This is a genomic window from Cognatilysobacter segetis, from assembly GCF_004359965.1.
GTDB classification, from domain to species: Bacteria; Pseudomonadota; Gammaproteobacteria; order Xanthomonadales; family Xanthomonadaceae; genus Cognatilysobacter; species Cognatilysobacter segetis.
The window spans coordinates 15,964-41,673 of sequence record NZ_SMRQ01000019.1 but is presented as its reverse complement, the minus strand read 5'-3'; the positions used below and the strand labels follow the sequence as shown (position 1 = coordinate 41,673).

The 25,710-nt window shown below is 70.8% G+C and carries 24 protein-coding genes; 19 read left to right on the top strand and 5 right to left on the bottom strand.

Annotated elements, in window-relative coordinates; translation table 11 throughout:
- Positions 1-43 precede the first annotated feature (43 nt).
- The 4 genes from E4F61_RS05895 to E4F61_RS05880 all read left to right on the top strand — a co-directional run bounded on the left by E4F61_RS05895 (position 44) and on the right by E4F61_RS05880 (position 5,404).
- Complete coding sequence (locus E4F61_RS05895) at positions 44-2,410, top strand: DNA translocase FtsK (protein WP_238382813.1); 2,367 nt, start codon at positions 44-46, stop codon at positions 2,408-2,410.
- A gap of 102 nt (positions 2,411-2,512) precedes the next feature.
- Positions 2,513-3,130, top strand: a complete 618-nt coding sequence (gene lolA, locus E4F61_RS05890) for an outer membrane lipoprotein periplasmic chaperone LolA (protein WP_133478738.1) — start codon at positions 2,513-2,515, stop codon at positions 3,128-3,130.
- Between the two features lie 184 nt (positions 3,131-3,314).
- Positions 3,315-4,004, top strand: coding sequence for a hypothetical protein (locus E4F61_RS05885; protein ID WP_133478737.1), 690 nt, complete (start codon positions 3,315-3,317; stop codon positions 4,002-4,004).
- Positions 4,005-4,123: 119 nt separating this feature from the next.
- Positions 4,124-5,404: a replication-associated recombination protein A gene (locus tag E4F61_RS05880; RefSeq protein WP_133478762.1), complete on the top strand. Its 1,281-nt coding sequence runs from the start codon at positions 4,124-4,126 to the stop codon at positions 5,402-5,404.
- Between the two features lie 87 nt (positions 5,405-5,491).
- Here the strand turns inward: E4F61_RS05880 and E4F61_RS05875 are convergent, their stop codons facing one another.
- Entirely contained in the window at positions 5,492-6,496 is a 1,005-nt protein-coding gene (locus tag E4F61_RS05875; RefSeq protein ID WP_133478736.1) for an NAD-dependent epimerase, read from the bottom strand.
- A 173-nt stretch (positions 6,497-6,669) separates the two neighbouring features.
- Between E4F61_RS05875 and E4F61_RS05870 the strand changes: the two genes are divergently transcribed.
- The 14 genes from E4F61_RS05870 (at position 6,670) to E4F61_RS05810 (ending at position 20,667) form a co-directional block, all read left to right on the top strand.
- Entirely contained in the window at positions 6,670-7,053 is a 384-nt protein-coding gene (locus E4F61_RS05870; protein WP_133478735.1) for a DUF4124 domain-containing protein, read from the top strand.
- Positions 7,054-7,190: 137 nt separating this feature from the next.
- The gene (locus tag E4F61_RS05865) at positions 7,191-8,975 is read left to right on the top strand and encodes a methanol/ethanol family PQQ-dependent dehydrogenase (RefSeq protein WP_202908957.1); all 1,785 of its coding nucleotides are present in this window, start codon (positions 7,191-7,193) and stop codon (positions 8,973-8,975) included.
- Positions 8,953-9,534: a c-type cytochrome gene (locus E4F61_RS05860; protein WP_133478734.1), complete on the top strand. Its 582-nt coding sequence runs from the start codon at positions 8,953-8,955 to the stop codon at positions 9,532-9,534. Before E4F61_RS05865 ends, E4F61_RS05860 begins: the two co-directional genes overlap by 23 nt.
- On the top strand, positions 9,531-10,532 hold the full coding sequence (locus E4F61_RS05855) for a cytochrome c oxidase subunit II (protein WP_133478733.1): 1,002 nt from the start codon (positions 9,531-9,533) through the stop codon (positions 10,530-10,532). The genes E4F61_RS05860 and E4F61_RS05855 overlap by 4 nt, the downstream gene beginning before the upstream one ends.
- On the top strand, positions 10,532-12,433 hold the full coding sequence (ctaD, locus tag E4F61_RS05850; protein ID WP_133478732.1) for a cytochrome c oxidase subunit I: 1,902 nt from the start codon (positions 10,532-10,534) through the stop codon (positions 12,431-12,433). Before E4F61_RS05855 ends, ctaD begins: the two co-directional genes overlap by 1 nt.
- Positions 12,430-13,038, top strand: coding sequence for a cytochrome c oxidase subunit 3 (locus E4F61_RS05845; RefSeq protein WP_133478731.1), 609 nt, complete (start codon positions 12,430-12,432; stop codon positions 13,036-13,038). The genes ctaD and E4F61_RS05845 overlap by 4 nt, the downstream gene beginning before the upstream one ends.
- The gene (locus E4F61_RS14660; RefSeq protein ID WP_162301420.1) at positions 13,029-13,376 is read left to right on the top strand and encodes a hypothetical protein; all 348 of its coding nucleotides are present in this window, start codon (positions 13,029-13,031) and stop codon (positions 13,374-13,376) included. The genes E4F61_RS05845 and E4F61_RS14660 overlap by 10 nt, the downstream gene beginning before the upstream one ends.
- Positions 13,364-15,193 carry a PQQ-dependent catabolism-associated beta-propeller protein gene (locus E4F61_RS14775; RefSeq protein WP_202908956.1) on the top strand — a complete coding sequence of 610 codons (1,830 nt, stop codon included), beginning with the start codon at positions 13,364-13,366 and terminating at the stop codon, positions 15,191-15,193. The genes E4F61_RS14660 and E4F61_RS14775 overlap by 13 nt, the downstream gene beginning before the upstream one ends.
- 50 nt (positions 15,194-15,243) lie before the next feature.
- On the top strand, positions 15,244-16,020 hold the full coding sequence (locus E4F61_RS05835; RefSeq protein WP_202908955.1) for a quinoprotein dehydrogenase-associated putative ABC transporter substrate-binding protein: 777 nt from the start codon (positions 15,244-15,246) through the stop codon (positions 16,018-16,020).
- A gap of 86 nt (positions 16,021-16,106) precedes the next feature.
- A complete protein-coding gene (locus tag E4F61_RS05830) occupies positions 16,107-16,457 on the top strand; it encodes an HU family DNA-binding protein (RefSeq protein WP_133478729.1) in 351 nt (116 codons plus the stop codon).
- Positions 16,458-16,521: 64 nt separating this feature from the next.
- Positions 16,522-16,830, top strand: coding sequence for a hypothetical protein (locus E4F61_RS05825; RefSeq protein ID WP_133478728.1), 309 nt, complete (start codon positions 16,522-16,524; stop codon positions 16,828-16,830).
- 80 nt (positions 16,831-16,910) lie between these two features.
- Positions 16,911-19,379 (top strand): cation-translocating P-type ATPase, encoded by a 2,469-nt coding sequence (locus E4F61_RS05820; protein ID WP_133478727.1) that lies wholly within the window; start codon positions 16,911-16,913, stop codon positions 19,377-19,379.
- 84 nt (positions 19,380-19,463) lie between these two features.
- Positions 19,464-20,309: a universal stress protein gene (locus tag E4F61_RS05815; protein WP_133478726.1), complete on the top strand. Its 846-nt coding sequence runs from the start codon at positions 19,464-19,466 to the stop codon at positions 20,307-20,309.
- Positions 20,284-20,667, top strand: coding sequence for a hypothetical protein (locus E4F61_RS05810; protein WP_133478725.1), 384 nt, complete (start codon positions 20,284-20,286; stop codon positions 20,665-20,667). The genes E4F61_RS05815 and E4F61_RS05810 overlap by 26 nt, the downstream gene beginning before the upstream one ends.
- A 10-nt stretch (positions 20,668-20,677) precedes the next feature.
- On the opposite strand, the gene E4F61_RS05805 is transcribed toward E4F61_RS05810, so the two are convergent.
- Both E4F61_RS05805 and E4F61_RS05800 read right to left on the bottom strand, forming a co-directional pair.
- Positions 20,678-21,217 carry a GNAT family N-acetyltransferase gene (locus E4F61_RS05805; RefSeq protein ID WP_133478724.1) on the bottom strand — a complete coding sequence of 180 codons (540 nt, stop codon included), beginning with the start codon at positions 21,215-21,217 and terminating at the stop codon, positions 20,678-20,680.
- Between the two features lie 27 nt (positions 21,218-21,244).
- Positions 21,245-22,012 (bottom strand): SDR family NAD(P)-dependent oxidoreductase, encoded by a 768-nt coding sequence (locus E4F61_RS05800; RefSeq protein WP_133478723.1) that lies wholly within the window; start codon positions 22,010-22,012, stop codon positions 21,245-21,247.
- A 289-nt stretch (positions 22,013-22,301) separates the two neighbouring features.
- Between E4F61_RS05800 and E4F61_RS05795 the strand changes: the two genes are divergently transcribed.
- On the top strand, positions 22,302-22,835 hold the full coding sequence (locus tag E4F61_RS05795; RefSeq protein ID WP_133478722.1) for a hypothetical protein: 534 nt from the start codon (positions 22,302-22,304) through the stop codon (positions 22,833-22,835).
- A gap of 24 nt (positions 22,836-22,859) precedes the next feature.
- Here E4F61_RS05795 and E4F61_RS05790 read toward each other — a convergent pair whose 3' ends face one another.
- Both E4F61_RS05790 and E4F61_RS05785 read right to left on the bottom strand, forming a co-directional pair.
- The gene (locus E4F61_RS05790; protein WP_133478721.1) at positions 22,860-24,821 is read right to left on the bottom strand and encodes an ATP-binding protein; all 1,962 of its coding nucleotides are present in this window, start codon (positions 24,819-24,821) and stop codon (positions 22,860-22,862) included.
- A gap of 3 nt (positions 24,822-24,824) precedes the next feature.
- Entirely contained in the window at positions 24,825-25,544 is a 720-nt protein-coding gene (locus tag E4F61_RS05785) for a response regulator (RefSeq protein ID WP_133478720.1), read from the bottom strand.
- Positions 25,545-25,710 lie beyond the last annotated feature (166 nt).

The window sequence follows — 25,710 nt, the reverse complement described above, 5'->3', positions numbered from 1 at the left end:
TATATTCAACGACTAAGACGCACCAGCTGAGGCGAACTCTCACGTGGCGCAGGCGCCAGCCGCTACCCGAAAGAAGGCCGCGACGGCCGCCCGAGCACCGCGCCCGCCGGCGTCTCCACGACGCCAGCGCATGGCGCGCGACATCGCGATGATCTTCATCGCGCCGGCGCTGCTGTATCTGGTCGCGACGCTCTTCACCTATTCCCCGCAGGATCCGGGCTGGACGAGTTCGGGGGCCGTGACGGCGCCGCTGCACAACCTCGGCGGCAGCGTCGGTGCGGTGATCGCGGACATTCTCTTCAACCTCTTCGGCTACACCGCCTACCTGCTGCCGCTGATCCTCGGCTCGATCGCCTGGATCGCGCTGTTCCAGACGGAGCCGGACACCGAAACCACCGACCTCACGCCGGCGCTTCGCCTGGTCGGGCTGGTCGCGTTCCTGATCGCGATGACCGGCCTGCTGCACCTGCGGCTGGGCGGCGATGGCGTGGAGGTGACGCGCGCGGGCGGCATCCTCGGTCGCCTCGTGGGCCGCTCGCTGGGCCGTGGGCTGGGGCAGCTCGGCGGCAATCTGTTCCTGCTCGCCCTGCTGCTCACCTCGGTCACGCTGGCCACCGGGTTGTCGTGGCTGGCCGTCATGGACCGCATCGGCGCCCTCGTCATGGCCGCCGGGCCGTTCGTGTCGCGCACGTTCCGCCGCAGTGCGAAACAGGCCGAGACCTGGAACGAAGTCCGCGTACTCCGGGAGGAGCGCGAGCAGGTCCGCAAGGTCGAGACCGAGAAGCGCGAGAAGCGCGCGCCGGTCAAGATCGAGCCGCCGCCGGCGCCGGTGGTCGAGAAGAGCGAACGCGCCAAGCGCGAGCAGCAGATCCCGCTCTTCCACGTGCCCAACGGGACCGGCATCCCGCCGCTGGCGTTACTCGACGATCCCAAGCCGCAGCCGAAGGGCTACGACCCGGACACGCTGGAAACGCTGTCGCGGCAGATCGAATTCAAGCTCAAGGACTTCCGCATCGACGCGGCAGTCGTCGGCGCCTACCCGGGCCCGGTGATCACGCGCTTCGAGATCGAGCCCGCGCCGGGCATCAAGGTCAGCCAGATTTCCAGCCTGGACAAGGACATAGCGCGCGGACTTTCAGTAAAGTCTGTGCGTGTGGTCGACGTGATCCCGGGCAAGTCGGTGATCGGCCTGGAGATCCCGAACGTCAATCGGGAGATGATTTACCTCTCCGAGCTGCTGCGCTCGAAGGAGTACGACAAGGCCGGCAGCCCCCTCACGCTCGCGCTCGGAAAGGACATCGCCGGCCGGCCGACGGTGGCCGACCTCGCGCGCATGCCGCACCTGCTGGTGGCCGGCACCACCGGTTCGGGCAAGTCGGTCGCGGTCAACGCGATGGTGCTGTCGCTGCTCTACAAGGCGTCCGCGAAGGACGTCCGCATCCTGATGATCGACCCGAAGATGCTGGAGCTCAGCGTCTACCAGGGCATTCCGCACCTGCTCGCGCCGGTCGTCACCGACATGAAGGAGGCCGCCAACGGCCTGCGCTGGTGCGTCGCGGAGATGGAGCGGCGCTACAAGCTGATGAGTGCCGTCGGCGTGCGCAACCTGTCGGGCTTCAACAAGAAGGTGACCGACGCCATCAACGCCGGCCAGCCGATGATGGACCCGCTGTTCCGCCCCAATGCGGAGGCCGGCGAAACCCCGCGCCAGCTGGAGCCGCTGCCCTTCATCGTCATCTTCATCGACGAATTCGCCGACATGATTATGATCGTCGGCAAGAAGGTCGAAGAACTCATCGCGCGCCTGGCGCAGAAGTCGCGCGCCGCCGGCATGCACCTCATCCTGGCCACGCAGCGACCGTCGGTGGACGTCATCACCGGCCTGATCAAGGCGAACATCCCGACGCGCATCGGCTTCCAGGTGTCTTCGAAGATCGATTCGCGCACGATCCTCGACCAGTCGGGCGCGGAGACGCTGCTCGGCCACGGCGACATGCTGTACATGCCGCCGGGCACGTCGATGCCCGAGCGTGTGCACGGGGCGTTCGTGAGCGACGAGGAGGTGCATCGCGTCGTCGAACACCTCAAGCAGATCGGCGGCGGTCCGGACTACATCGAAGGCGTGCTGGAGGAAATCCAGACGATGGGCGACGGCGTCGTCGTCGGCCCGACCGGCCTGCCGGAATCGAGCGGTGGGGGCGGGGACGAGTCCGATCCGCTGTACGACGAGGCGGTGCGGATCGTCACCGAGAGTCGGCGCGCATCGATCTCGGGCGTCCAGCGTCGCCTGAAGATCGGCTACAACCGCGCCGCGCGCCTGATCGAGGCGATGGAGGCGGCCGGCGTGGTCAGCCCGCCTGAGCACAACGGCGACCGTTCCGTCCTGGCACCGCCGCCGCCGAAGGGCTGAAGCTTGCGTCGGCCTAAAGCGCGAAACCGCCATGGCCGCGGGCTCGCACCCTGTTCATGTTGCGCCGCACACACTCGCGGCAGACCTTATCGGGAGAACGCCATGCGTCCGATCACGACCGCCGTCGCCACCGGCCTGATGCTCTTCGCGGGCGCCGCCTCCGCCGGCGCGCGCGACCAGCTCAACAGCTTCACCAAGGGCCTGAAGACGCTCGACGGCCGCTTCAGCCAGCAGGTCTTCGACGCCAAGGGCAAGCTGAAGGAGAGCAGCAGCGGGCGTGTGTCGCTGTCCGCGCCGAAGCTGTTCCGCTGGGAATACGCGAAGCCCTATCCGCAGCAGATCGTGGCGGACGGCAAGACCGTCTGGATCTACGAGCCCGACCTGCAGCAGGTGACCAAGCGCCCGCAGGGCGCCGAGGAGCGGTCGAGCCCGCTTGCCGCGCTCACCGATCCGGCCAAGCTGGACGCGCAGTTCTCGGTCAAGGATGCGGGCGCGCAGAACGGCCTGCAGTGGCTGCTGCTGACGCCGAAGGGCGAGGCTTCCGGCTTCCGCACTGCCAAGCTGGGCTTCGGTCCCGCCGGCCTGTCGAAGATGCAGGTGGTCGACCAGCTGGGCCAGCGGACGGACATCAGCTTCAGCGACTGGAAGCGCAATGCGAGCCTGCCGCCGCAGACGTTCCGGTTCACGGTGCCCAAGGGCGTCGACGTCATCGGCGGCTGAGGCCCGACGCGCTGGACCAGACGGGGCGGGCAACCGCCCCTTTTCCGTTTGGGCGACCTGTCGCCGGGCTTAACCGGTTGGAAAGACAGGGAATTTGCCGCCGGCGATATCACGGGTCGTGCACGCTGCACTGCCGCAGAGTGGCCTTCACACGACGCGTCCGCGTCCAGCAAGGCTTCCGGCGATGGCCCTCCGCACCACACTCCTCTCGATCGGCACGTTTTCCGCCCTCGCGGCGATGTCGGTCATCGGCGGTCAACAGGCCACGGCCGCCGGCGCGCGGTCCGCGATCCCGGCTCCGTCCGCCGAACCGACGGCTGCGATCGGGAGCGAACGCGTTGACGATGCCATTGCCGCCGCGGTCATCGAAAGCATCTCGCGCCAGTTCGACACCGCCGACGTGCTGGTGCAGCTCGGCCAGGTCGACGTGCGCCCGGCGAGCATCCAGGACCGCCGTGTCACCGGCGGCGGCCGCCTGCGGATCGACGGCACGGGGGAGTGGATCCCGTTCCACTTCGACGCGCTCTACGACACCGCCAGCGCGGAAGTGACCTATCCGCAGCTCGAGCTGCGTGGCGGCGCCGCCGCGGCCGTTTCGCCGACGTCGGCCATCGCCGCGTCGCTCGACGGCCAGGTCGCGCGTGCGCTGGAGAACGAGTTCCAGAGCCAGCCGGTGAGCTGGTCGCTTGAGAACGCCCGCACCGTGCAGCTCGGTCGCTTCACCCGGGTGCAGGGCAGCGGCGTGGCGGACTTCGGCGCGGACGGCAGCACGCCGGCACAGGTCGAGGGCCTGTACGACACCGCGGCCAAGCGCTGGGTGCGCGTCCACTACGAGCTGGGCCCGGCCGCAGGCGAGGCGGTCGCAAGCCTGTGACGCGCGGCTGATAAGGTTCGCGGCGGTTCTCCGACTCGACCGCCGTGACCCGCCGCACCGCATCCCCCACGCCCCAGGACGACCCCGAACTCGACGCGCTCCGTCCGCTCGCCGAGCGCATGCGCCCGCGCACGCTCGACGAAATGGTGGGGCAGAAGCGGTTGCTCGCGCCCGGATCCGCGCTACGGCGGGCCGTCGAGGCCGGCCGCGTGCACTCGATGGTGCTCTGGGGCCCGCCCGGTTGCGGCAAGACCACCCTCGCATTGCTGCTGGCGCATTACGCCGACGCGGATTTCCGTGCGATTTCCGCCGTGCTCTCGGGTCTGCCGGAGGTGCGCCAGGTACTCGCCGAAGCCGCCCAGCGCTTCGCGGACGGTCGCCGCACGGTCCTGTTCGTCGACGAGGTGCACCGCTTCAACAAGGCGCAGCAGGACGCCTTCCTGCCTGCGATCGAACGCGGAACGATCGTCTTCGTCGGCGCGACGACCGAGAACCCGTCGTTCGAACTGAACTCCGCACTGCTGTCGCGCTGCCGCGTGCACGTGATGGAGCCCGTCGACGTCGACGACCTCGTCGAAGCGCTGCATAGCGCCTTGAACGACGCCGACCGCGGCCTTGCCCGCATGGGGCTGGTGGTCGACGACGAGCTGCTCCGGCAGATCGCGACCGCGGCCGACGGCGACGTGCGACGCGCGCTCACGTTGCTGGAAATCGCGGCCGAACTGGCCGGCGACGAGGGCGGGCACATCACCGCGTCGACGCTCGAACAGGTGCTCGCCGACCGCACGCGACGCTTCGACAAGGGCGGCGAGCAGTTCTACGACCAGATATCGGCGCTGCACAAATCCGTGCGGAGTTCCAACCCGGACGGCGCGCTCTACTGGCTTGCCCGCATGCTCGACGGCGGCGCCGACCCGAACTACCTCGCGCGGCGCATCACGCGCATGGCGGTCGAGGACGTGGGGCTGGCCGACCCGCGCGCGCTCACCATGGCGATCGAGGCGTGGGAGACGTTCGACCGTCTCGGCAGCCCCGAGGGCGAACTGGCGCTGGCGCAGGTCGTGATCTACCTCGCGACGACCGCGAAATCGAATGCGGGCTACGTGGCCTGGGGCGAAGCGCGGGCGGACGTGCGCCGCCACGGCACGCAGCCCGTGCCGATGCACCTGCGCAACGCCCCCACCAGGTTGATGAAGTCGCTGGGTTACTCGAAGGGGTATCGCTACGACCACGACGTCGACGGCGGTGTCGCGCTGGACCAGACCGCGTTCCCGGATACGATGGGCGAGCAGGTCTACTACCGGCCGGTCGAGCGCGGGCTCGAGATCAAGCTCGGCGAGAAGCTGGCACGGCTGCGGCAGGCGAGGGCGGCGGCGCGCGACGGCGAGGGCGGCCCGTAGTCGCGGGAGGACGGCGCGCCTGCCGCGGCGTGTGCAGTGCCGTCCCACAATGCGACATCCGATGCGCGCGATCGCCGATACCGCGGCTCACACGCGGTAGTAGTCGCGGTACCAGTCGATGAAACGCGCGGCGCCTTCCTCGAGCGTTGTCGACGGCGTATAGCCGGTATCGCGTCGCAGCGCTTCGACGTCCGCGTAGGTGTCGGGCACGTCGCCCGGCTGCAGCGGCAGCAGGCGCAGCTCCGCCTTGCGTCCGATGCGTTCTTCCAGCACCTGGATGTAGCGCAGCAGCTCGACCGGCCGATGGCTGCCGATGTTGTAGACGCGGTACGGCGCGGTCGACGTCGCGGGCGAATCGAGCAGCGCCGCGTCGTCGGACGGCTTCGGTACGGTGTCGAGCGCCCGCACGACGCCTTCGACGATGTCGTCGATGTAGGTGAAGTCGCGGCTGTGGCGGCCATGGTTGAAGACGTCGATCGGCTCGCCCGCGATGATGCGTTTGGCGAACAGGAACGGGCTCATGTCCGGCCGGCCCCAAGGCCCGTAGACGGTGAAGAAGCGAAGCCCGGTGGTCGGCAGGGCGTACAGATGGCTGTACGTGTGCGCCATCAGTTCGTTCGCTTTCTTGGTCGCGGCGTACAGGCTGACCGGATGGTCGACGTTGTGCTCGACCGCGAACGGCAGCTGGCGGTTGGCCCCGTAGACCGAGCTGGACGAGGCGTACACGAGGTGTTCCACGTCACCACCGCGGCAGCCCTCGAGCACGTTGATGAAGCCGACGAGATTGCTGTCGACGTAGGCGCGCGGATTCTCGAGCGAATAGCGGACACCGGCCTGCGCGGCGAGGTTGACGACCCGCTGCGGGCGGAAGTCGGCGAAGGCGCGATCCATCGCGTCGCGATCCTCCAGCCGGGCTTCGACGAAGCGGAACCCCTCGCGCGGCACGAGCCGGTCGAGGCGATCGCGCTTGAGTTGCGGGTCGTAGTAGTCGTTGAGGTCGTCGTAGCCCAACACTTCGTCGCCGCGTCCGATGAGGCGGCGGGCGAGGTGGGCGCCGATGAAGCCGGCCGCGCCGGTCACGAGGATTCGCATCGCGGTTCCTTGCAGGTCGAAGTGCGGCAGGTACGTCCAGCCGCGCCGCCTATGATGCCGCCCGCGCGCAAGCGGTGTCTCGGAGATTTCCGACGACGCGTGCCGATGCGGTCCGATGGTGCGCATGCGCCCACGTCGCGAGCATGGCGGCTACCCCGATCGAGCGCGCCGTCATGCGATCCGCCTGCCTGTTCCTGCTGCTCCTTGCCGGTTTCCCGGTCGCCCACTCGCAGACCGTGCAGAAGTGCGTCGCCCGGGATGGCGGGGCGCGTTACCAGAGCGAGCCGTGCGGGCGCGGCCTGCGCACCGCGGAGGTGTGGGCCGCGGTGCCCGAGGCGGAGCCGCCGAGCCGCCCTGCGGCCGTAGCGGAGTCCAGGCCCCGCGGCACGCGCCGGGTGCGCCCGCGTCGTTCGTACGCCGCGGCGAGGACCGACACTCGGGACGCATGTGCCGAAGCGCGGGCCTACCGCGACGAGGGCGAGCGCAGGGCGGGGCTGTCCCGCAACTACGAGTTGCTGTCGGCGCTGCAGCGCCGGGTGTTCGAGGCCTGTCGCTGACGGATGAGACGCCCGCCCGTCGCCAGGTCGAACGGTTCATTCGCGTCTTCTGCACATGACTGAATTTTCACCTACCGCCGCTTAGCGTCGCCGCCATTGCCCGCGCAGCGTGTCGCGGGCCAGGGAGGCGACGAATCGTGCAGCGATCCGCACAGGTGCGAAGCGCATGGCGGCGGGGCGGCGTTGCCGCGCTCCTGACGCTGGCCGCCGGCACGGCCTTGGGCGCCGCGCCCAACGGCGACTGGACGATGCCGGCCCACGATTACGAGAGCACGCGCTACAGCCCGCTCGCCGAGATCACCGCCGCCAACGTGGGCCAACTGAAGGTCGACTTCACGTTCTCGACCGGCGTCAATCGCGGGCAGGAAGCGGCGCCCATCGTGGTCGGCAACACGATGTACATCGTCGCGCCGTTCCCCAACTACGTGTACGCGTTGGACCTCACCCAGCCTGGCGCCCCGACGAAGTGGACGTACAAGCCCAAGCCCGAGCCGGCGTCGCAGGGCGTCGCGTGCTGCGACGTGGTCAACCGCGGCGGCGTGTACTGGCAGGGCAAGTTCATCTTCAACACGCTGGACGGCAACACCATCGCCCTGGACGCCGACACCGGCGCGCCCCTGTGGCGCACCAGGCTCGGCAACATCAACAAGGGCGAGACCATCACCATGGCCCCGATGGTGGTCAAGGGGAAAGTGCTCGTCGGCAACGCCGGCGGCGAGATGGGCGTGCGCGGCTGGCTGGCCGCGCTGGACGCCGGCAGCGGCAAGCTGGTGTGGAAGGCCTACAGCACGGGCCCCGACAAGGACGTTCTGATCGGTCCGTCGTTCAAGCCGCACTACGCCAGCGACCGCGGCAAGGATCTCGGCACGACCACGTGGCCGGGCGACGCGTGGAAGATCGGCGGCGGCACGGCCTGGGGCTGGATTTCCTACGACCCGCAGACCGACCTGATCTTCTACGGCACCGGCAATCCCGGGCCCTGGAACGCCGACCAGCGTCCCGGCGACAACAAGTGGACCGCGGGCATCTTCGCGCGCGACCCCGACACCGGCCAGGCGCGCTGGTTCTACCAATTCAGTCCGCACGACCTGTTCGACTACGACGCGGTCAACGAGAACCTGCTGCTCGAGATGACGATCCGCGGACAGCGGCGCAAGGTCATCGTGCGGCCCGAGCGCAATGGTTTCGTCTATATCCTCGACCGCGCGACCGGGGAGGTGCTGTCGGCCGATCCGTACGGGCCGGTGAATTCGATCCTGCGCGTGGACCTCAAGACCGGACGGCCACAGTACAACGCCGAGAAATGGCCGAAGACGGGCCGGACGACCCGGCAGATTTGCCCGGCCGCGCCGGGGATGAAGGACTGGAATCCGTCGTCCTTCTCGCCGCGCACGGGTTTCGTGTACATCCCGCACAACAACCTCTGCATGGACATGCAGCCGTCCGAGGTGAACTACATCGCGGGCACGCCCTACGTCGGTGCCGAGGAGCGCTACTACCCGGGTCCCGGCGGCCACCGCGGCGTCGTGACGGCGTGGAACCCGGTGCAGCGGCGGGCGATGTGGAAGATCAAGGAAGACCTGCCGGTGTGGAGCGGCACGCTGTCGACCGCGGGCGACGTCGTGTTCTACGGAACGATGGACGGGTGGTTCAAGGCCGTGCACGCGCGCAGCGGCGCGCTGCTGTGGAAGTTCAAGACCGACTCGGGAATCATCGGCCAGCCCATCGCGTATCGAGGTCCCGACGGCCACCAGTACATCGCGATTCTGTCGGGCATCGGTGGCTGGCCAGGCGCGATCGTCAGCAACAACCTCGATACGCGCGATGCCACCGCCGCCGGCGGATGGGGCTCGGCGCTGCCCGACCTCAAGAAGCGCACGCAGGCGGGAGGGACGCTCTATGTCTTCGCGCTTCCGCACTGATCCGCTGCTGATCGCGGTGCTCGCCGCCGGCCTGCTGCTGGCCGTCGGCTGCGAGCGCGAACGGCGCGAGTACCAGGCCGCGCCCACGCGCGCGCCCTTGCCGAGTCCTCGGCTGTCGACGCTGAAGCCCGGCGAGCCGGACGCGCGCCCGGATCCCGTCGATCCCGTCGGGGTGCATTACACGAACAACGCCTACGCGATCTCGCAGGGCGGGCGGCTCTACCGCTGGTTCAACTGCAACGGTTGCCATGCGATGGGCGGCGGCGGCATGGGTCCGGCGTTGATGGACGACGAGTGGCGTTACGGCGGCCGGATCGACCAGATCCACGCGACGATCCTCGAGGGGCGCCCCAACGGCATGCCGTCCTGGCGCGGGAAGATGACGGACCAGCAGGCGTGGCAACTGTCGGCCTACGTGCTTTCGCTGTCGGGCAACATCCGCAAGGACGCCGCGCCGAGCCGGCCGGACGCCCTCCTCGGCGCGCCGCCGCCCACGCAGACCTCGCGCCGTCCGCCCAAGGGCGGGAACGAACCGGCGGCGGGGGTGCCGGGCCCATGAAGCGCCGCGCGTTCGCGCGAGGCCCCGTGCTGTCCGCGATCGCCGCGGCGCTGGCCGGCTGCGACAGCCGGTGGTCCGCGCTGGTGCCCGCGGGCGACCAGGCGGCCGCGATCCGCGGCGTCTGGGATCTCATGATCGCGATCTGCGGGACGATGTACGTGCTGGTACTCGTCGGCCTCGCCTACGCGCTGCTGCGCCGCCGCTCGCGGGCGCGCGAAGGTACCGCGCGGGATCCCGCCATCGTCGCCGCGCTGGTCGGCTGGGTGGTGCTGACCCTCGGCCTTCTGAGCTGGTTGACCGCGGCCAGCTTCCTCGCCGATCGCCGCCTGCGCGACGGTCGCGGCGAGGTATCCATCCGCGTCACCGCCAAGCAATGGTGGTGGGACGTCGAGTACCTCGACCCGATCATCGCCCGCAATTTCCGCACCGCCAACGAACTGCACCTGCCACGCGACCGCACCGCGCACGTCGAACTGCGCTCCGGCGACGTCATCCACAGCTTCTGGGTGCCCTCGCTGAGCGGAAAGCACGACATGATCCCGGGACGCGTGAACGCGCTCCTGCTGACGCCCCGCGTCAACGGCTACTTCCGTGGCCAGTGCGCCGAGTTCTGCGGCCTGCAGCATGCGCACATGGCGCTGGACGTGCAGGTCGAGGACGACGCGGCCTACCGCGCGTGGGCCGATCGGCAGCGCCTGCCGGCAGTGGCGCCGACGGACGCGGCGGCGCAGCGGGGGTTGGTCGTGTACGAGCGCGCGGCCTGCGCGATCTGCCATCGCATCGGCGGAACGCCGAGCGGCGGTCGCGTCGGGCCGGACCTCACGCACCTGGCGACCCGGCGCAGCCTTGCGGCGGGAACGCTCGCGATGAATCGCGGGAACCTGGCCGCGTGGATCGTCGACCCGCAACACGCCAAGCCGGGCAACAACATGCCGGCCGTGCCGCTCACCCCGCAGGACGTGAGCGACCTCGTGGCCTACCTTTCGGAGCTGAAGTGATGGCGAGCCGCGACACGTCCATCGCCACCCTCGAACGCGTGTGGGCCGATCGGCCGGGCCTGGTCGGCTGGTTCACGACGGTCGACCACAAGCGCGTCGCCAAACGGTACATCGTCACGGCCTTCGTGTTCTTCGCCTTCGCCGGCCTGCTCGCGCTCGCGATGCGTACGCAGCTGATGTTCCCGGAAAACCGCGTGCTCGGCCCGGACCGCTACGACCAGGTGTTCTCGCTGCACGGCAGCGCGATGATGTTCCTGTTCGCGGTGCCGGTGATGGAGGCCGTCGCCATCTACGTCGTGCCGCTGATGGTGGGCTCGCGCAACATCTCGTTCCCGCGCTTGAACGCCTTCAGCTACTGGATGTACCTGATCGGCGGGATCATGATCTTCGCCGCGTTCCTGCTGGACATCGGCCCGGAGGCCGGCTGGACGGGCTATCCGCCGCTGTCCGATTCCGATTTCTCGCCCGGCAAGCGCACCGATTTCTGGGCGCAGATGATCACGTTCACGGAGGTCGCCGCGCTGAGCATCGCGGTCGAGATCGTGGCGACGGTCATGACGCAGCGTGCGCCCGGCATGACGCTCGCGCGCATCCCGCTGTTCGTCTGGTCGATGTTCGTCACCAGCCTGATGGTGATCTTCGCGATGCCGGCGGTGATGCTGGCGAGCACGTTCCTCATCACCGACCGGCTGGTAGGCACGCAGTTCTACAACGCGGCCGAGGGCGGTGACCCGCTGCTGTGGCAACACCTGTTCTGGTTCTTCGGACACCCGGAGGTGTACATCATCTTCGTGCCCGCGTTGGGGATGATCTCGTCGATCGTCGAACCCTTCAGCCGCCGCACGATCGTCGCGTACCCGGCCATGGTGCTTTCGCTCGTGGCGACGGGCTTCCTCGCGTTCGGCCTGTGGGTGCACCACATGTTCGCCACGGGGCTGCCGCCGATGGGCAACAGCTTCTACACCGCCGCGAGCATGCTCATCGCGGTGCCGAGCGGCATCCAGATCTTCTGCTGGATCGCCACGATCGCGACGGGCCGGCCCGTGCTGCGCGTGCCGATGCTGTACGTCATGGGCTTCTTCGCACTGTTCGTGCTCGGCGGCATGACGGGCGTGATGGTGGCCTCGGTACCGCTCGACCTGCAGGTGCACGACACGTACTTCGTCGTCGCGCACCTGCATTACGTGCTGATCGGCGGCGCGGTGTTCCCGCTGCTTGGCGCCGTGCATTACTGGTATCCGAAGATCACCGGCCGGATGATGAGCGAGCGCCTCGGCAAGCTCGAGTTCTGGCTGCTGTTCGTCGGCTTCAACGTGACGTTCTTCCCGATGCACTACCTCGGGCTCGCCGGCATGCCGCGTCGCGTTTACACCTACCTGCCGGGCCTCGGCTGGGACGTGCCGAACTTCGTGTCGACGCTGGGGGCGTACCTCATCGCGGTCGCCGTGCTCCTGTTCGTCGTCAATGCATTGAAGTCGCTGCGACGCGGCCAGGTGGCCGGCGACGATCCGTGGCAGGCCTCGGACCTGCTGTGGGCGACGTCGTCGCCGCCGCCGCCGTACAACTTCGCGCGGATCCCGGTCGTCGCGAACCGGCATCCGCTGTGGGCGGACGAGACGGGCACGCCTGCGACCGAGCTCGCGGTCGTCGACGGGGTACGCAGCGATCGCCGCGAGCTGCTGCTGACGTCGCCGGTCGACGCCGTTCCCACGCACCGCTGGGCGATGCCGCAGCCGACGATCTGGCCGCTATGGGGCGCGCTCGCACTCACGGTGCTCTTCGTCTGGACCGTATTCGAGGAATGGGGCGCGGTCTGGGGCGCGATCCCGGTCGCGATCACGCTCACGGCCTGGTTCTGGCCCAAGCGCGGCGACCAGGGCGAGCCGAAGGAGGCCGCATGACGCGCACGCTGCAAACGGTCGCGGACGTCGCCGACCTGGAGGACTTTGGCTTCGGGCCGCGCACGCTCACCTGGTGGGCGGTGGTCGGCTTCATGCTCATCGAGGGCATGGGGTTCGTGCTCGCGATCGGCGCGTACTACTTCCTGCTGCCCAACGAGAACGTCTGGCCGCCCACGGCGCCCGTGCCGCCGCTGTTCTGGTCGACGGTGTTCACGGTGCTCGGGATCGCCAGCGAGATCCCGAACGTCTGGGCGAAGCGGGCCGCCAAGCGCCTCGACCTCCGCGGCGTCCGAATCGCGCTGTCGCTCGCCATCCTGTTCGGCCTGGCGATGCTCGTGGTGCGCTGGTTCGAGTTCGACGCGCTGAACGTGCTGTGGCAGCGCAGCGCCTATGGCTCGATCGTCTGGGCGCTGCTGGCGCTGCACACGGTGCACATGCTCACCGACGTCTACGACAGCATCGTCCTGCTCGCCATCGCCTTCTTCGAGAAGTTCGATGGCCGCAAGTTCGGCGACACCTCCGACAACGCCATGTACTGGCACTTCATCGTGTGGAGCTGGGTCGTGCTCTACCTCGTCGTGTACTGGACGCCGCGATGGCTGTGAATCGCCTGCACGCCTCGAGGCTGGCGCCATGGGCGGGGCTGCTCGCGGGCATGGCCGCCGAGATCGTGCACCACCAGCTGCTGAGCGACATGCTGCGCTACGACTGCCGCCTCGGCGGCGCCACGGCGGGTCTCGCGGTCGGTATTCCCGCGTTGCTGCTGATCGCGGCGGGGGTCGGCGTTTCGTGGGCTTCCGTGCGCGGCAGCGACCCGCAGGGCGCGCATGCCCAGACGCGGCGCTTCATCGCGCAGGTCTCGACGATGATGGGCGGGTTGCTGGCCGTTGCGATCGTCTGGCAGACGATGGCCACCATGATCGTGCCGGCATGCGCGCCCTGAGCCGCCTCGCGGCGTTCGCCGCGCTGCTCGTGCCCATGGCTGCATTCGCGCACGGCGACCGCGCAGCCGCCGCCCCGGACTGGACGTTCGATGCCTGGGTCACGGTGCCGCTCGCGCTCGCGCTGGCCGCCTACTCGACGGGATTGATCCGCCTTGCAAGGCGCAGCGCGGCGCCCGCCGCGTGGCGGGGCGGGGCGGTGGCCTTTTTCGCCGGGTGGTCGGTCCTCGCCGGCGCGCTGGTGTCGCCACTGCACGCCGCGGGCGAGCGCTCCTTCGCCGCGCACATGCTGGAGCACGAGCTGCTGATGCTCGTCGCCGCACCGCTGCTGGTGCTGTCCCGCCCACTCGGCGTCTATCTCTGGGCGTTTCCGGTGCGTGCGCGCATCGCGCTGGCGACGTTGGGGAAGCGACGCACGGTCGCCCTCCCGTGGCATGCCCTGACCGCCCCGGTCGCCGCGAGCCTGCTGCAGATGGCCGCGCTCTGGGGCTGGCACGCGCCCGCGGCCTTCGACCGCGCGCTTGCGAATCCGGGCTGGCATGTGGCGCAGCACGTGTCCTTCCTCGTGACCGCGCTGCTGTTCTGGTGGGCGATGCTCCAGTCGCCGCGCGCGCGGCGCGGCCTCGTCGTCGGTTGCCTGTTCTTCACCGCGACGGCGAGCGGCGCGCTCGGCGCGCTCATGGCGTTTTCCGAGAGCCCCTGGTACGCCGGCTACGCGGCGCTCGGACTGGACGCCTTCGGTCTCAGTCCCGCCGAGGACCAGCAACTCGCGGGTCTGCTGATGTGGGTGCCCGGCGGCCTGGTGCACGCGGCGGCCGGCATCGCCTTGCTCGCGCGGGGGCTGGTCGACGCGCCGCGCGGGGCCGCCGCGCTGGCCGTCGCGATCGCCGCGCTCGGCGTCGGCACGCGCGCGTCGGCCGAAACGATCTACGTGTCGGACGAGCAGGGCGACCTGATCCACGTGATCCGCTCGGGCGACTGGCACCGTTCGGCGATTCCCGTGGGCGGCCGGCCGCGCGGACTGGCGCTCAGCGCGGACGGGCGCCGCCTTCTGGTGGCGGTCGGCGACGACGACCGCATCGACGTCGTCGACACCGCGTCACGCAAGGTCGTCGACCGCATTCCCTCGGGGCCCGACCCCGAGCGGTTCGCGCTCAGCCCCGACGGCAAGCGCCTGTACGTGGCGAACGAAGCCGATGCGCACGTCTCGGCGGTCGACGTCGCGGCGCGGCGGATCGCGCAGCGCACGCAGGTGGGCGCGGAGCCCGAGGGCATCGCCGTCAGCCCTGACGGTCGGTGGGTGGTGGCGACATCGGAAACGGCGAGCCTCGCGCATTTCATCGACGCAAAGCGCATGACGCTCGTCGACAGCCTGATGGTCGGCACGCGTCCCCGCGATGCGCTGTTCACGCCCGATGGGCGTTGGCTCTGGGTGAGCTCCGAGGTGCGTGCCACGGCCACGCTGTTCGACATGCGCGATCGCAAGCCCGTCCGAGTCGTCGACTTCGACCGCGACGCCAACGCACCGGCCACGGTGCAGGCGGTGGGCATGGTGCTGTCGTCCGACGCGTCGCGGCTGTACGTCGCGCTCGGCCGCGGCGACGCGGTGGGCGAAGTCGACACGCGCGACGGCCGGATCCTGCGCTACCTGCCTGCGGGGCATCGCGTCTGGGGCATCGCGCTATCGCGGGATGGCAAGCGCCTGTACGCCGCGAACGGGCTCTCGGGCGACGTCAGCGTGGTCGACCTGGCCAGCGGTCGCGCGCTCACCACGATCAGGACGGGAGGCAAGCCATGGGGCGTCGTCGTGGGACCCTGATCCTCGCAACGCTGCTGTTCGCATGCGGGGCAGAGGCCCGGGAATTGCGCGTGTGCGCCGACCCGAACAACCTGCCGTTCTCGCGCGAGGACCGTTCCGGGTTCGAGAACCGCATCGTCGAGCTGGTCGCCCGCGACCTCGGCGCGCAGGTGCGCTACACGTGGTGGGCGCAGCGGCGCGGCAACGTGCGCAACACGCTGGGCGAGGGCGATTGCGACGTGGTGCCGGGCGTGGCGAGCGGCGTGGACACGTTGTCGACCACGAGCCCGTATTACCGCTCCACGTACGTGTTCGTCGCCCGCGCCGGCACGCGCTGGGCGAAGGTGGCGTCGCTCGACGACGCGGCACTGCGCGAGGCGACCGTGGGCGTGCAGCTCATCGGCGACGACGGCGCGAACCCGCCGCCCGCGCAGGCACTCGCACGTCGCGGCCTCGTCGCGAACGTGCGCGGCTACACCGTGTACGGGGATTACGCCGATTCGACGCCGCAACGGCCCATCCTCGACGCGGTCGCCCGCGGCGACGTCGACCTGGCCGTCGCCTGGGGGCCCACCGCCGGCTACTTCGCGCGTGGCTCGGTGCCGCCGCTCACGCTGACCCCGGTCAGCCCGTGGCTGGACGCGGGCGTGCCGATGGTCTTCGACATCTCGATGGGCGTGCGCCGCGAGGACCGCGCACTGCGCCGCGAGCTGGACGCCGCGCTCGCCCGCAACCGCGAGGCGATCGCCCGGATCCTGGCCGAGTACGGCGTCCCGCAATTGCCGATCGAGGCCGCACCGGGTGCCGGATCCGCCTCCGGGCCGCCCGAAACGGCCCGAAACCCCTGAAAAAGGGGCGAATCGACGAAAAGCTCTTGCAAGCGGGCCGCGGTCGCGCGATAACGCGCATTCCTTCCACCCGGAACCTGCAAACCATGGCGACGAAGAAAGCGAGCGGTGCCTCCAAGATCAAGCCGGTGACCGAGCCGCTGGGCAAGAGCGGTCTGGTCAACTTCATCTCCGAGCGTACCGAACTCGCCCCGCGCGACATCCGCGCCGTCCTGGGCGCCCTCGAAGAGGCGGCCCACGGCTCGCTGCACAAGAAGGGCTGCGGCACCTTCACCTTCCCCGGCATGCTGAAGGTCACGAAGGTCGATGTCCCGGCCAAGCCCAAGCGCAAGGGCATCAACCCGTTCACGAAGGAAGAGCAGTGGTTCGCCGCGAAGCCGGCGAGCGTCAAGCTCAAGGCGCGTCCCCTGAAGAAGCTCAAGGACGCGGCGGTCTGATCCGCTTCCAAGCCGCCGGCCTTCGGGCCGGCGGTTTTTTTTCGCCTGCGCGACGGCAGATCCCATGACCGCATCGACCACGCCCCACGCGCACCGGCACCTCCGCGACGCGGTGGCCGCACTGTGCCGGGAGGGGCCGCTTGCGGAACGGCTCGACGCCGCCCACCGGCAGCTGGCGGCCATCGACCCCGTGCGCGATCTTCCCGCAGCGCTGCAGTTCCGCTTCGAGGAGTTGGTGGCGGACATCACCTACGGGGCCGACACGGTCGCCGACGCGCTGGCCCGCATGAGCGCACCCGATCGAGAGCATCTCGCGCTGCGCGTGGTCTCGCTGTTCGACGACGCGCTGCGGCTGCTCGCCGCCGACGCCTGATCCGGCACCACGCGCGCATCTGGTAGAACGGCATCACGCCGCCACGCGCACGCGGACGGCGAGTGCGGAGCGAGGTCGCGATGCCGCAGTCCGACGCCACCGATAGCCTGCCGCGGGGACCACGCGGCCTGAGCACCGCCGAGGCGGCCGCGCGCCTGCTGCGCGACGGACCCAACACCCTCGATGTCCGACGACGCGCCCCGGTCCGCGCGGTGCTGTCCGTCCTCACCGAACCCATGCTGCTGTTGCTGGCCGCCGCCGCCGCGCTGTACGCGGGGATCGGCGAGTGGCTGGACGCGAGCGCGATGATCGCGTCGGTCGCTTTCGTCGTACTGCTCAACGTCTACCAGAACCTGCGCTCCGAACGCGCGCTGGACGCGCTGCGCGAGCTCACCGCACCGAAGGCGAGGGTGCTCCGCGACGGTGCCGTGCAGACGGTGCCGGCGGCGACGCTGGTGGCCGGCGACCTGCTGCTGGTCGCGCAGGGCGACCGCATCGCCGCCGATGCGCGCCTGCTCGACGGTTCTAGCCTCGAGGTCGACGAGTCGCTGCTGACCGGCGAGTCGGTGCCGGTGCGCAAGGATGAGCAGGCGTCATCGCTCTACGCGGGCACGTTCGTCGTGCAGGGCGAGGGCACGGCGGAAGTCGTCGCGACCGGCCCCCGCAGCGAGTTCGGTCGGCTTGGTGGCTCGCTCGCCACCGTCCGGCGTGCCAGCAGCCCGTTGCGGCAGCAGATCGGCCGGCTGGTCCGGCTGTTCGCGCCGTTGAGCCTCGGCGGCGCGGCCGTGCTTGCCGCGCTCGCGCTCGCGCGCGGAACGGAATGGCGCGAAGCGCTCCTTTCGGGCCTGACGCTCGCCATGGCCACGGTGCCCGAAGAGTTCCCGGTGATCCTGAGCGTGATGTTCGCGCTGGGCGGTTGGCGACTGGCGCGCGCGAACGCGCTCGTGCAGCGGCCCGATGCGATCGAGACCCTCGGCTGCATGAGCGTGCTGTGCACCGACAAGACCGGCACGCTCACCGAGAACCGGATGCGCGTCGAGCAGGTGCTGGTGCGCGACGCCACGTCGACGCATCGCGCAGCCGAGGGCGTCGCGCGCGATGCGGTGCTCGCGGCGGCTGCGCGCGCCTGTCCCGACAGGCCGGTCGACCCGATGGACATCGCCGTGCTCGAGGCGGCCGGCGTGGAGACGACGCGCCGCCCGCTGGAGCGTTTCTATCCGTTCTCGAATGCGCTCCACGCCACCGCGGGCATCGCGGGCGACGGCGCGGCGCGAGAGGTGTGCATCAAGGGCGCGCCGGAGGCCGTCGCCGGCCTGTGCGGATTCGATGCGGCGCAGCAGGCGTCGCTCGAGCACGACATCGCGACACTCGCGGCGTCCGGCTTCCGCGTACTGGCGGTCGCGCGCTGCAATCTCCGCGACGCTCCGTATCCCGACGACCTCCGCGGCCTGCGGTTCGACTGGCTCGGCCTGCTCGCGCTCGCCGACCCGCTGCGCGTCGACGTACCGGCGGCGGTGCAGCGTGCGCGCGGCGCCGGCATCCGCGTGCTGCTGGTCACGGGCGACCATCCGGTGACCGCGCGCGCGATCGCGAAGGCCGCCGGCATCGCGGCCGACGGCGAGGTGCTGAGCGGCGCGGACATCGCCGCGGCGACCCCGGCGGAGCTGCTCGCGCTGTCGCGCCGTTGCAACGTCTACGCGCGCGTGCGTCCCGCGGACAAGCTCAAGCTCGTGCAGTGCCTGGTCGATGCCGGCGACGTGGTCGGCATGACCGGCGACGGCATCAACGACGCGCCCGCGCTGGCGGCCGCGCATGTCGGCATCGCGATGGGCCGTCGCGGCAGCGACGTCGCGCGGCATGCCGCGTCGGTGGTGCTGGCCGACGACCGCTTCGCGAGCATCGTCGACGCGGTCGGGCTCGGACGCGCGATCTACGCGAACCTGCTGCGCGCCGTGCAGTACGTCACCGCAGTGCACGTTCCGATCGCCGGCGCGGCACTGCTGCCGGTGCTGTTCAGCCTGCCGCCGGTGCTGTTGCCCGTGCACGTCGTGCTGCTCGAGTTGCTGATCGACCCGGCGTCGACGCTCGTCTTCGAGCGCCGCGGCGGCGATCCCGCGGCCATGCAGCAACCGCCGCGACCGATCCGCGCCTCGCTGGTCACCTGGTCGCTGGGCCGGCCCGCGGCCGCGCTCGGGCTGGCCGCGCTGGTCGGTGCGCTGATGGGGTACGGCATCGCAATGCGTGTCGGCCTCGACCCCGGTGCGCTGTACGCCTACGCCTTCCTGTCGATCCTCGGCGGCAACCTCGCCACGCTCGCGGTGACGGCCTGGCCGGCCGATGGCGGGGCAGGGGACCTGCGCCCGATCGTCATCGCCGTGCTCGCGGCTACGGTCGTGGTCGTGACGGCAGCACTCGTGCCGGCGACCGCGCGGTTGCTGCACCTCGAGGCGCTGGTACCGGCTCATGCGCTGGTCGCCGCCGCGCTGCCCGCGATCGCGGTGCTCGCCACGGGTCGCGTGCTGCACCGGCGGAAGCACGCCGTTTCCTGACGTGGATCAACACGCGCCGGTGGATTCGCGCTTGACTGTCCACAGCGTGGGCGAGGTCGCACGCGCCTGGACGGAGGCCGCGCCATGTACCGCGACGTCATGCTCGCCATCACCCGCACCGGCTTCGACGACCGCGCGCTCGACGCCGCCGTGAGCCTGTGCCAGGCGATGGATGCCCGCCTATCGGTGTCGGTGCCGTTCGAGATCCCTCTGGCGACCGCCGCGGCCTACGGCACCTCGCCGATCGTGCTGGAGGCGAGCTTCGCCGACCTGCGCGACGAGGCGTCGGCGGAGGTCACGCGCATCAAGTCGCGGCTGCACGATCGCGACGTGCGCTTCGACGTGCACCTGGCCGAAGCGCAGGTGTATTCCTCCACGGCGCTGCTCACGCTCGAGGCGCGCTACCACGACCTCGTGATGATCGCCGCGCCGCGGCCGGGCGAGGAGCGCGCGGACGCCGCGATCGTGCATACGATCTTCTCGTCGCTGGTGATGGATTCCGGGCGACCCGTGATGACGGTGCCGCCCGCGACGGGACGGCCGTTCGCGCTCGACCGCATCGCCATCGGCTGGGTGCCGACGCCCGAGGCCACGCGCGCGGTCCACGACGCGTTGCCGCTGCTGCGGCAGGCCAAGCGCGTGGACGTGATCCTTTCGCAGCCGATGGTGGGCGAACGCCGGCATGGGCAGGACCCGGGGGCGGACATCGGCGCGCACCTCGCACGGCACGGCATCCCGGTGAACGTGACCGTCCGTCATAACGCACGCGGCTCGGCCGGCAACGACCTGCTGCTCAATGCCGCGGAAACCGGGGCCGACCTGCTGATCGCCGGCGCCTGGGGCCATTCGCGCGCGCGCGAGTGGGCGTTCGGCGGCGTCACGCGCGAACTGCTGGAGCGGGCCGATGTTCCCGTGCTCTTCTCCCACTGACGACGGCCACGATGACGACGTCGCCGGCCGCTGGCAACGTCATGCGGGGGCCGCGCTGCGCCATGTGGACCGCGTGATCGGCGCCGCGCGCCAGCGCATCGACCAGGCGCCGGGCACGCGCGAATCGCGCCTGCATGCACGCGATCGCCTCGGCGAGCTGATCCGGCGGCAGGAGCACCTGGCCGACCTGCATCGCCAGATCGAACAGGCCCGCGGCGCGGACCTCGAATATCTCTGGCAGCGCTTCTTCCTGCAGTACGACGACTTCATCCAGGCGCTGTCCGACACGCACGTCGACCTGCGCCATGCGCACCGGACGTCGCGGGTGCAGGCGCCGCACGGGCCGTCGATGCGATAGCGCGCGTTCGCTAGTGCAGCTCGAGCTCGTAGATGACCTGGTGCACGTCGTCGGGATCGCGACGGCAGTGCGCGCCGAGCGACTTCGCGAAACCGTGCATCCCGGCGTTGCTCGCCGCGTCCATCGACCACAGCCGCGTGATGCCGCGACGGCGAGCCAGCATGCACAGCGCCCGGAATAGCGCCGTGCCGAGGCCCGCGCCGCGCCAGCCGGCATCCACGCTGACCGAGATCTCGGCGCCCGGCGTATCGCCCGCCTGCGCGAGCCGTGCGACGCCGACGATGTCCTCGCCGTTCTCGCCCGGCGTCAGGGCCACCACGGCCGTCGGGCCGCGGGCATCGGGCGCCATCAGCAGCGCGAGCAGGGCGTCGTCCACTTCCGACATCGTGCAGAGGAACCGTGCGCGGCGATCTTCCGGCGGCAGCCGCTCGATGAAGCGTCGCTGCGCCTGTGCATCCGTCGGCCGCAGCGCGCGGATCAGCACGTGTCGGCCGTCGCGCAGCGCGACGTGCGTTTCGGTGGGGACGGGGGCGGGCATCACGGTCGTCATCGCATCATCTCGTGCAGGGCCGGCGCGTCAGCGCGCGGTGTAGCCGCCGTCGATCACCAGCTGCGCGCCGGTCACGAAGGCCGATTCGTCGGAAGCGAGGTACACCACGCCCCAGGCGATGTCGTCGGGCTCGCCGACGCGGCCGAGCGGGTGCAGGGCGGCCAGGTCGCGCCGGCCGGCCTCCAGGTCGTGCACCCCGGAGTTGCGCAGGTGGCCCTCGACCATCGGTGTCCAGATGTAACCAGGATGGATCGAGTTCACCCGGACGCGGTCGGCCGCGTAGAACAGCGCGTCGGTGCGCGTCATCAGCGTGACCGCGCCCTTCGACGCGTGGTACGGCGGCACGTCCGGCGCACCGACCAGGCCGTAGATCGACGAGAGGTTGACGATGCTGCCGCCGTGCGCGCGCATGTGCGGCAGCGCGTGCTTGGTGCAGAAGAACACGCCCTTGACGTTGACGGCCTGTACGCGATCCCACTCGTCCTCGGTGATCTCGTGGGTGGGCCTGTTCGCCCCCGCGATGCCCGCGTTGTTGACGAGCACGTCGATCCGCCCGGAGCGGGCGGCCGCGGCGGTCATCGCCGCGGCGACCGACGCTTCGCTGGCGACGTCGCACTGCCGGTAGGTGACGCGGTCGCGTGCGCTGCCGAGGCCGTCCATCAGCGCAGGAGCGGTCTCCGGGAGGTCCAGCACCACCACGTCCGCGCCTTCCTCCGCGAGCCGTCGGACGCAGGCCGCGCCGATGCCGACCGCACCGCCGGTGACCACGCAGGTCTTGCCCTGTACGCGGTTCATGCCGAGCCCGAACCTGCGGCGGATGCACCGCCGCTGCCGTCGCCGTCGCGTGCGCGCGTGCCGACCATGCCGTCGACTCCATGTCCGCGGCGGATGCCGCAGCCGCATCACAGCGGTTGCCGGCCGTGGCGGTGTTGATCCGGATCAAGTTTGCGGGCGATCGGTCTGAATGTTGATCCCGGTCAGCACGCCCGGCGGCCCGCAAGCGAGGCTGACGCCGCTCCGCTGCGCGGCGGCCGCCCGTTCGGCCGCCGCGACGGCTGCCGTACGTCCAAGCCAGGAGACCCCCATGAAACGCCGCCTGACGCTCGCCCTCGTTTCCATCGCGCTAGCCGCGCCGCTGCATGCCGGCCAGCCGGTACCCAAATCGCCGCCGAAGACGCCGCCGGCGCAGCCCGCGCCCGCGTCGACGACCGAGAGCGACGAGGACCTGCGAAGGATGGAGGCGACGCCGGCGCAGCGCCGCGACGAATTGCGCGCCGCCGCACGCGCGGCCGCCGATCGCGTGGACGTCCGTATCCGCGAGTTGCAGGCGCGGCTCGACGCCTCGACCGAACGCATGACAGCCGAGTCGCGCCGCGCGGCCGAGGACTCGCTGGCCGCGGTGCGCACGCAGCGGGCGCACTTCGCGACCCAGCTGGAGCGCCTGGACGATCGCTCGAACACGGCAATGTCAGAGGCCAAGACGCGCATCATCGCCGCGTACCGGGACCTCGCCGGCGCGATGCAGCGCGCATGGGCGCGCATCCAGCCGCCCGGGAAGACCGCGCCGGCACCCGCGTCCGATCGCAACGACGTCGATGAGGATGCCGGCGATCGCTAACCGCCGCCTGCGCGAAGCCGGGCGTCAGCCGGCCGCGACCGCGGTGCGTTCGGCAAGCGCGTTGCGTACCGCGGTGGCCAGTTCCTCGCGGTGGTAGGGCTTGGGCAGCAGCGCGAATTCGAACGAGCCGGCCTCGCGCACCGCGTCGGGGTAGCCCGAGGTCAGCAGCACGGCCAGGTCCGGCCGCAGCCGGCGCGCTTCGCGTCCGAGCTGATCGCCCGTCATCGCGGCACCGAGCGTGAGGTCGCTGAAGAGCAGGGCAACGTCGCGCAACGTCTCCACGCAGTCCAGCGCGTCCTCGGGCGAATCGGTGGCGATGACGCTGTAACCGAGGGCCTTCAGCGATGCGGTCACGGTGCGCCGCACGGCCTCGTCGTCCTCGACTACCACGATGACCTCGTCGCCGCCGGGCGCGGGGCCGAACGCGGCGTCCACCGATTGCTGCTGCGCTTCGGTCGCCACCGGGAAGCAGAGCGTCACCCGCGTGCCTTCGCCCGGCCGGCTGTCCAGCCGCACGTGCCCGCCGCTCTGCTGCACGAAGCCGTAGGCCATGCTCAGGCCCAGCCCGGTACCACGCCCGTTCGGCTTGGTGGTGAAGAACGGCTCCCACGCGTGTTCCATCGCCTCGGCGGTCATCCCGCGCCCGGTGTCGCGCACGGTCAGCGCGACGTAGGCGGGCGCATCGGTATCCGCCGCAGGCTCGCCGCGCACGGAGATCTCGACTTCACCGGCACCGTCGATCGCATCCCGCGCGTTAAGCACCAGGTTGAGCACGACGCTGTCGAGCAGCGCGGCATCGACGTACGCGGGCGGCGTCGCGGGATCGAGGTCGAGCACCAGCCGGATGCGTTCGCCCAGGCTCGCGCGGATCAGCCGCTCGAGGTCGCGCATCTGCCGCGGCAGCGACACCACCGCCGGGCGCAGGTGCTGGCGGCCGGCGAACGACAGCAGCTTGCGCGTCAGCGCGGCGCCTTGCTCCACCGCACGGATCGCGGACACGAGGATCTCGGCAGACGCGGCGTCGTCCTCGACCGACGACTCGAGCAGCTGCAGGCTGCCGGAGATCACCGTCAGCAGGTTGTTGAAATCGTGCGCGACGCCGCCGGTGAGCTTGCCGATCGCTTCCAGCCGCTGCGCATGCGCGAGCGCCTCCGCGCTGGCCCGCCGCTGCAGCATCGCCGACAGCAGCGACGAGGCGGTCTCGAGCAACCGCTGGACGTCGATGTCGAAGGCGTCGAGGTGGCGCGAGAACGCCACCAGCACGCCATCGACGGCGCTGTCGGACGAGGCCACCGGGAACGCGACGCCGCAATTCATCCCCGGCGGCATCGGCACGCCGCCGAGCCGGGCGCCCTGGGACACGCACGGCGTGCCGCGCGACATCGCCGCGAGCAGCGCACGCGCGTGCGACGCCATCCAGTCGCCCGGCGGCGGCGTCTCGCCGGTCGCTTCCACCGCGCCGCTGCGGCGGTTGGCGCGCAGCAGCCAGACGGGCCCGAGCCCGATCGACTCCGACAGCCGGCCCACGACGTCGCGCAGCACGCGCGTCTCCGAGTCGGCGGTGAGGATGAGATGGCCGACCTCGGCCAGCGTGGCGTCGTGCGCGGTCTTGCGTTGCACGCGCTGCGACATCGAGGTGGCGCTCACGTCGCGGATCGACGCGAGCGTCTGCTGGCGCGTGCCGAGCCGCAGCGGGTTCAGTGCGATCTCCACCGGGAAGAGCGAGCCGTCGCGGCGGCGTCCCTGCAGGTCCATGCTCGCCTGGCCCATCGCGCGCTCGCGCGGCTCGTGCGCGTAGCGCTTGCGGTGGTGCGCGTGGCGCGTGCGCAGGTGTGCGGGGATCAGCACCTCGACCGGCCTGCCGACCAGTTCCGGCGGCTCGTACCCGAACAGCTGGTAGGCGCGACGGTTGGCCATGAGGATGGCGCCGGCCTCGTCCACCACGACGAGCGCGTCGGGGATGGCATCGAACAGCGCGCCGCGCACGGGTCAGTCCGGCGAGGGCCGCTGCGCCAGCCGGTATCCGGCGCCGCGCACCGACTGGATGAGCCGCGGGTTCGACGCGTCGCGCTCGATCTTCTGCCGCAGCCGCGCCACCTGCACGTCGATCGCGCGATCGAACGGCCCCGACGGCCGGCCGCGGGTCGCGTTCATCAGCTCGTCGCGGCTGAGCGTCTGCTGCGGCCGGCGCGCGAAGGACATCAGCAGGTCGAACTCGCCGGACGTCAGCGCCAGCGGCACGCCTTCGCGGTCGTACGCGGTGCGCGTGGCGGCGTCGAAGCGCAGGCCGTCGAGCACCAGCGGGCCCGGCTCGACCGTGTCGCCGCGGTTGCGGCGCATCACCGCGTGGATGCGCGCCAGCAGCTCGCGGAGGTCGAACGGCTTGTCGATGAAATCGTCGGCGCCGGTTTCCAGCCCCATCACGCGTTCGACCGCCTCGCCGCGACCGCTGAGGATCAGCACGGGGCCGCTCCATTCGGCCCGCAGGTCGCGCAGCGCGTCGAGCCCGTCGCCGTCGGGCAGGCCGAGGTCGAGCAGCACGACGTCGAACGCGCGCTGGCGCAGCAGTGCGCGCATGCCCGCGATCGAGTCGGTGGAGTGGGTCTGCATACCGCGCGCGTCCAGGTAACGTCCCAGCAGCCCGGCAATACCCGGATCGTCGTCGACGATCAGGACCCGGACGGCGGACGGAGCGGCGGCGCGGTTCATCGGCGCGGCGACGTGAAGGAGGAGTGCCGTCCCGACTCTACGACGCGCATCGGGGCGGGCCCCGCCACTCGTCGGCGTCGGCGCGCGCGACCGGCGCCGCCGTTTTCGCCGCCATCCGTGCGCAGCCTGCCGTGGCGGCCTGCGCGCATGCTGACGCACGTCAGCA

Coding starts and splice junctions, on each gene's coding strand:
- E4F61_RS05885 (WP_133478737.1), top strand. CDS start 3,315: ATGGCCCTCCGCACCACACTCCTCTCGATCGGCACGTTTTCCGCCCTC.
- E4F61_RS05875 (WP_133478736.1), bottom strand. CDS start 6,496: ATGCGAATCCTCGTGACCGGCGCGGCCGGCTTCATCGGCGCCCACCTC.
- E4F61_RS05820 (WP_133478727.1), top strand. CDS start 16,911: ATGCCGCAGTCCGACGCCACCGATAGCCTGCCGCGGGGACCACGCGGC.
- E4F61_RS05805 (WP_133478724.1), bottom strand. CDS start 21,217: ATGACGACCGTGATGCCCGCCCCCGTCCCCACCGAAACGCACGTCGCG.
- E4F61_RS05800 (WP_133478723.1), bottom strand. CDS start 22,012: ATGAACCGCGTACAGGGCAAGACCTGCGTGGTCACCGGCGGTGCGGTC.
- E4F61_RS05870 (WP_133478735.1), top strand. CDS start 6,670: ATGCGATCCGCCTGCCTGTTCCTGCTGCTCCTTGCCGGTTTCCCGGTC.
- ctaD (WP_133478732.1), top strand. CDS start 10,532: ATGGCGAGCCGCGACACGTCCATCGCCACCCTCGAACGCGTGTGGGCC.
- E4F61_RS05825 (WP_133478728.1), top strand. CDS start 16,522: ATGACCGCATCGACCACGCCCCACGCGCACCGGCACCTCCGCGACGCG.
- E4F61_RS05795 (WP_133478722.1), top strand. CDS start 22,302: ATGAAACGCCGCCTGACGCTCGCCCTCGTTTCCATCGCGCTAGCCGCG.
- E4F61_RS05855 (WP_133478733.1), top strand. CDS start 9,531: ATGAAGCGCCGCGCGTTCGCGCGAGGCCCCGTGCTGTCCGCGATCGCC.
- E4F61_RS05830 (WP_133478729.1), top strand. CDS start 16,107: ATGGCGACGAAGAAAGCGAGCGGTGCCTCCAAGATCAAGCCGGTGACC.
- E4F61_RS05880 (WP_133478762.1), top strand. CDS start 4,124: ATGCGCCCGCGCACGCTCGACGAAATGGTGGGGCAGAAGCGGTTGCTC.
- E4F61_RS05845 (WP_133478731.1), top strand. CDS start 12,430: ATGACGCGCACGCTGCAAACGGTCGCGGACGTCGCCGACCTGGAGGAC.
- E4F61_RS05785 (WP_133478720.1), bottom strand. CDS start 25,544: ATGAACCGCGCCGCCGCTCCGTCCGCCGTCCGGGTCCTGATCGTCGAC.
- E4F61_RS05860 (WP_133478734.1), top strand. CDS start 8,953: ATGTCTTCGCGCTTCCGCACTGATCCGCTGCTGATCGCGGTGCTCGCC.
- E4F61_RS05810 (WP_133478725.1), top strand. CDS start 20,284: ATGTTCCCGTGCTCTTCTCCCACTGACGACGGCCACGATGACGACGTC.
- E4F61_RS14775 (WP_202908956.1), top strand. CDS start 13,364: ATGCGCGCCCTGAGCCGCCTCGCGGCGTTCGCCGCGCTGCTCGTGCCC.
- lolA (WP_133478738.1), top strand. CDS start 2,513: ATGCGTCCGATCACGACCGCCGTCGCCACCGGCCTGATGCTCTTCGCG.
- E4F61_RS05815 (WP_133478726.1), top strand. CDS start 19,464: ATGTACCGCGACGTCATGCTCGCCATCACCCGCACCGGCTTCGACGAC.
- E4F61_RS14660 (WP_162301420.1), top strand. CDS start 13,029: ATGGCTGTGAATCGCCTGCACGCCTCGAGGCTGGCGCCATGGGCGGGG.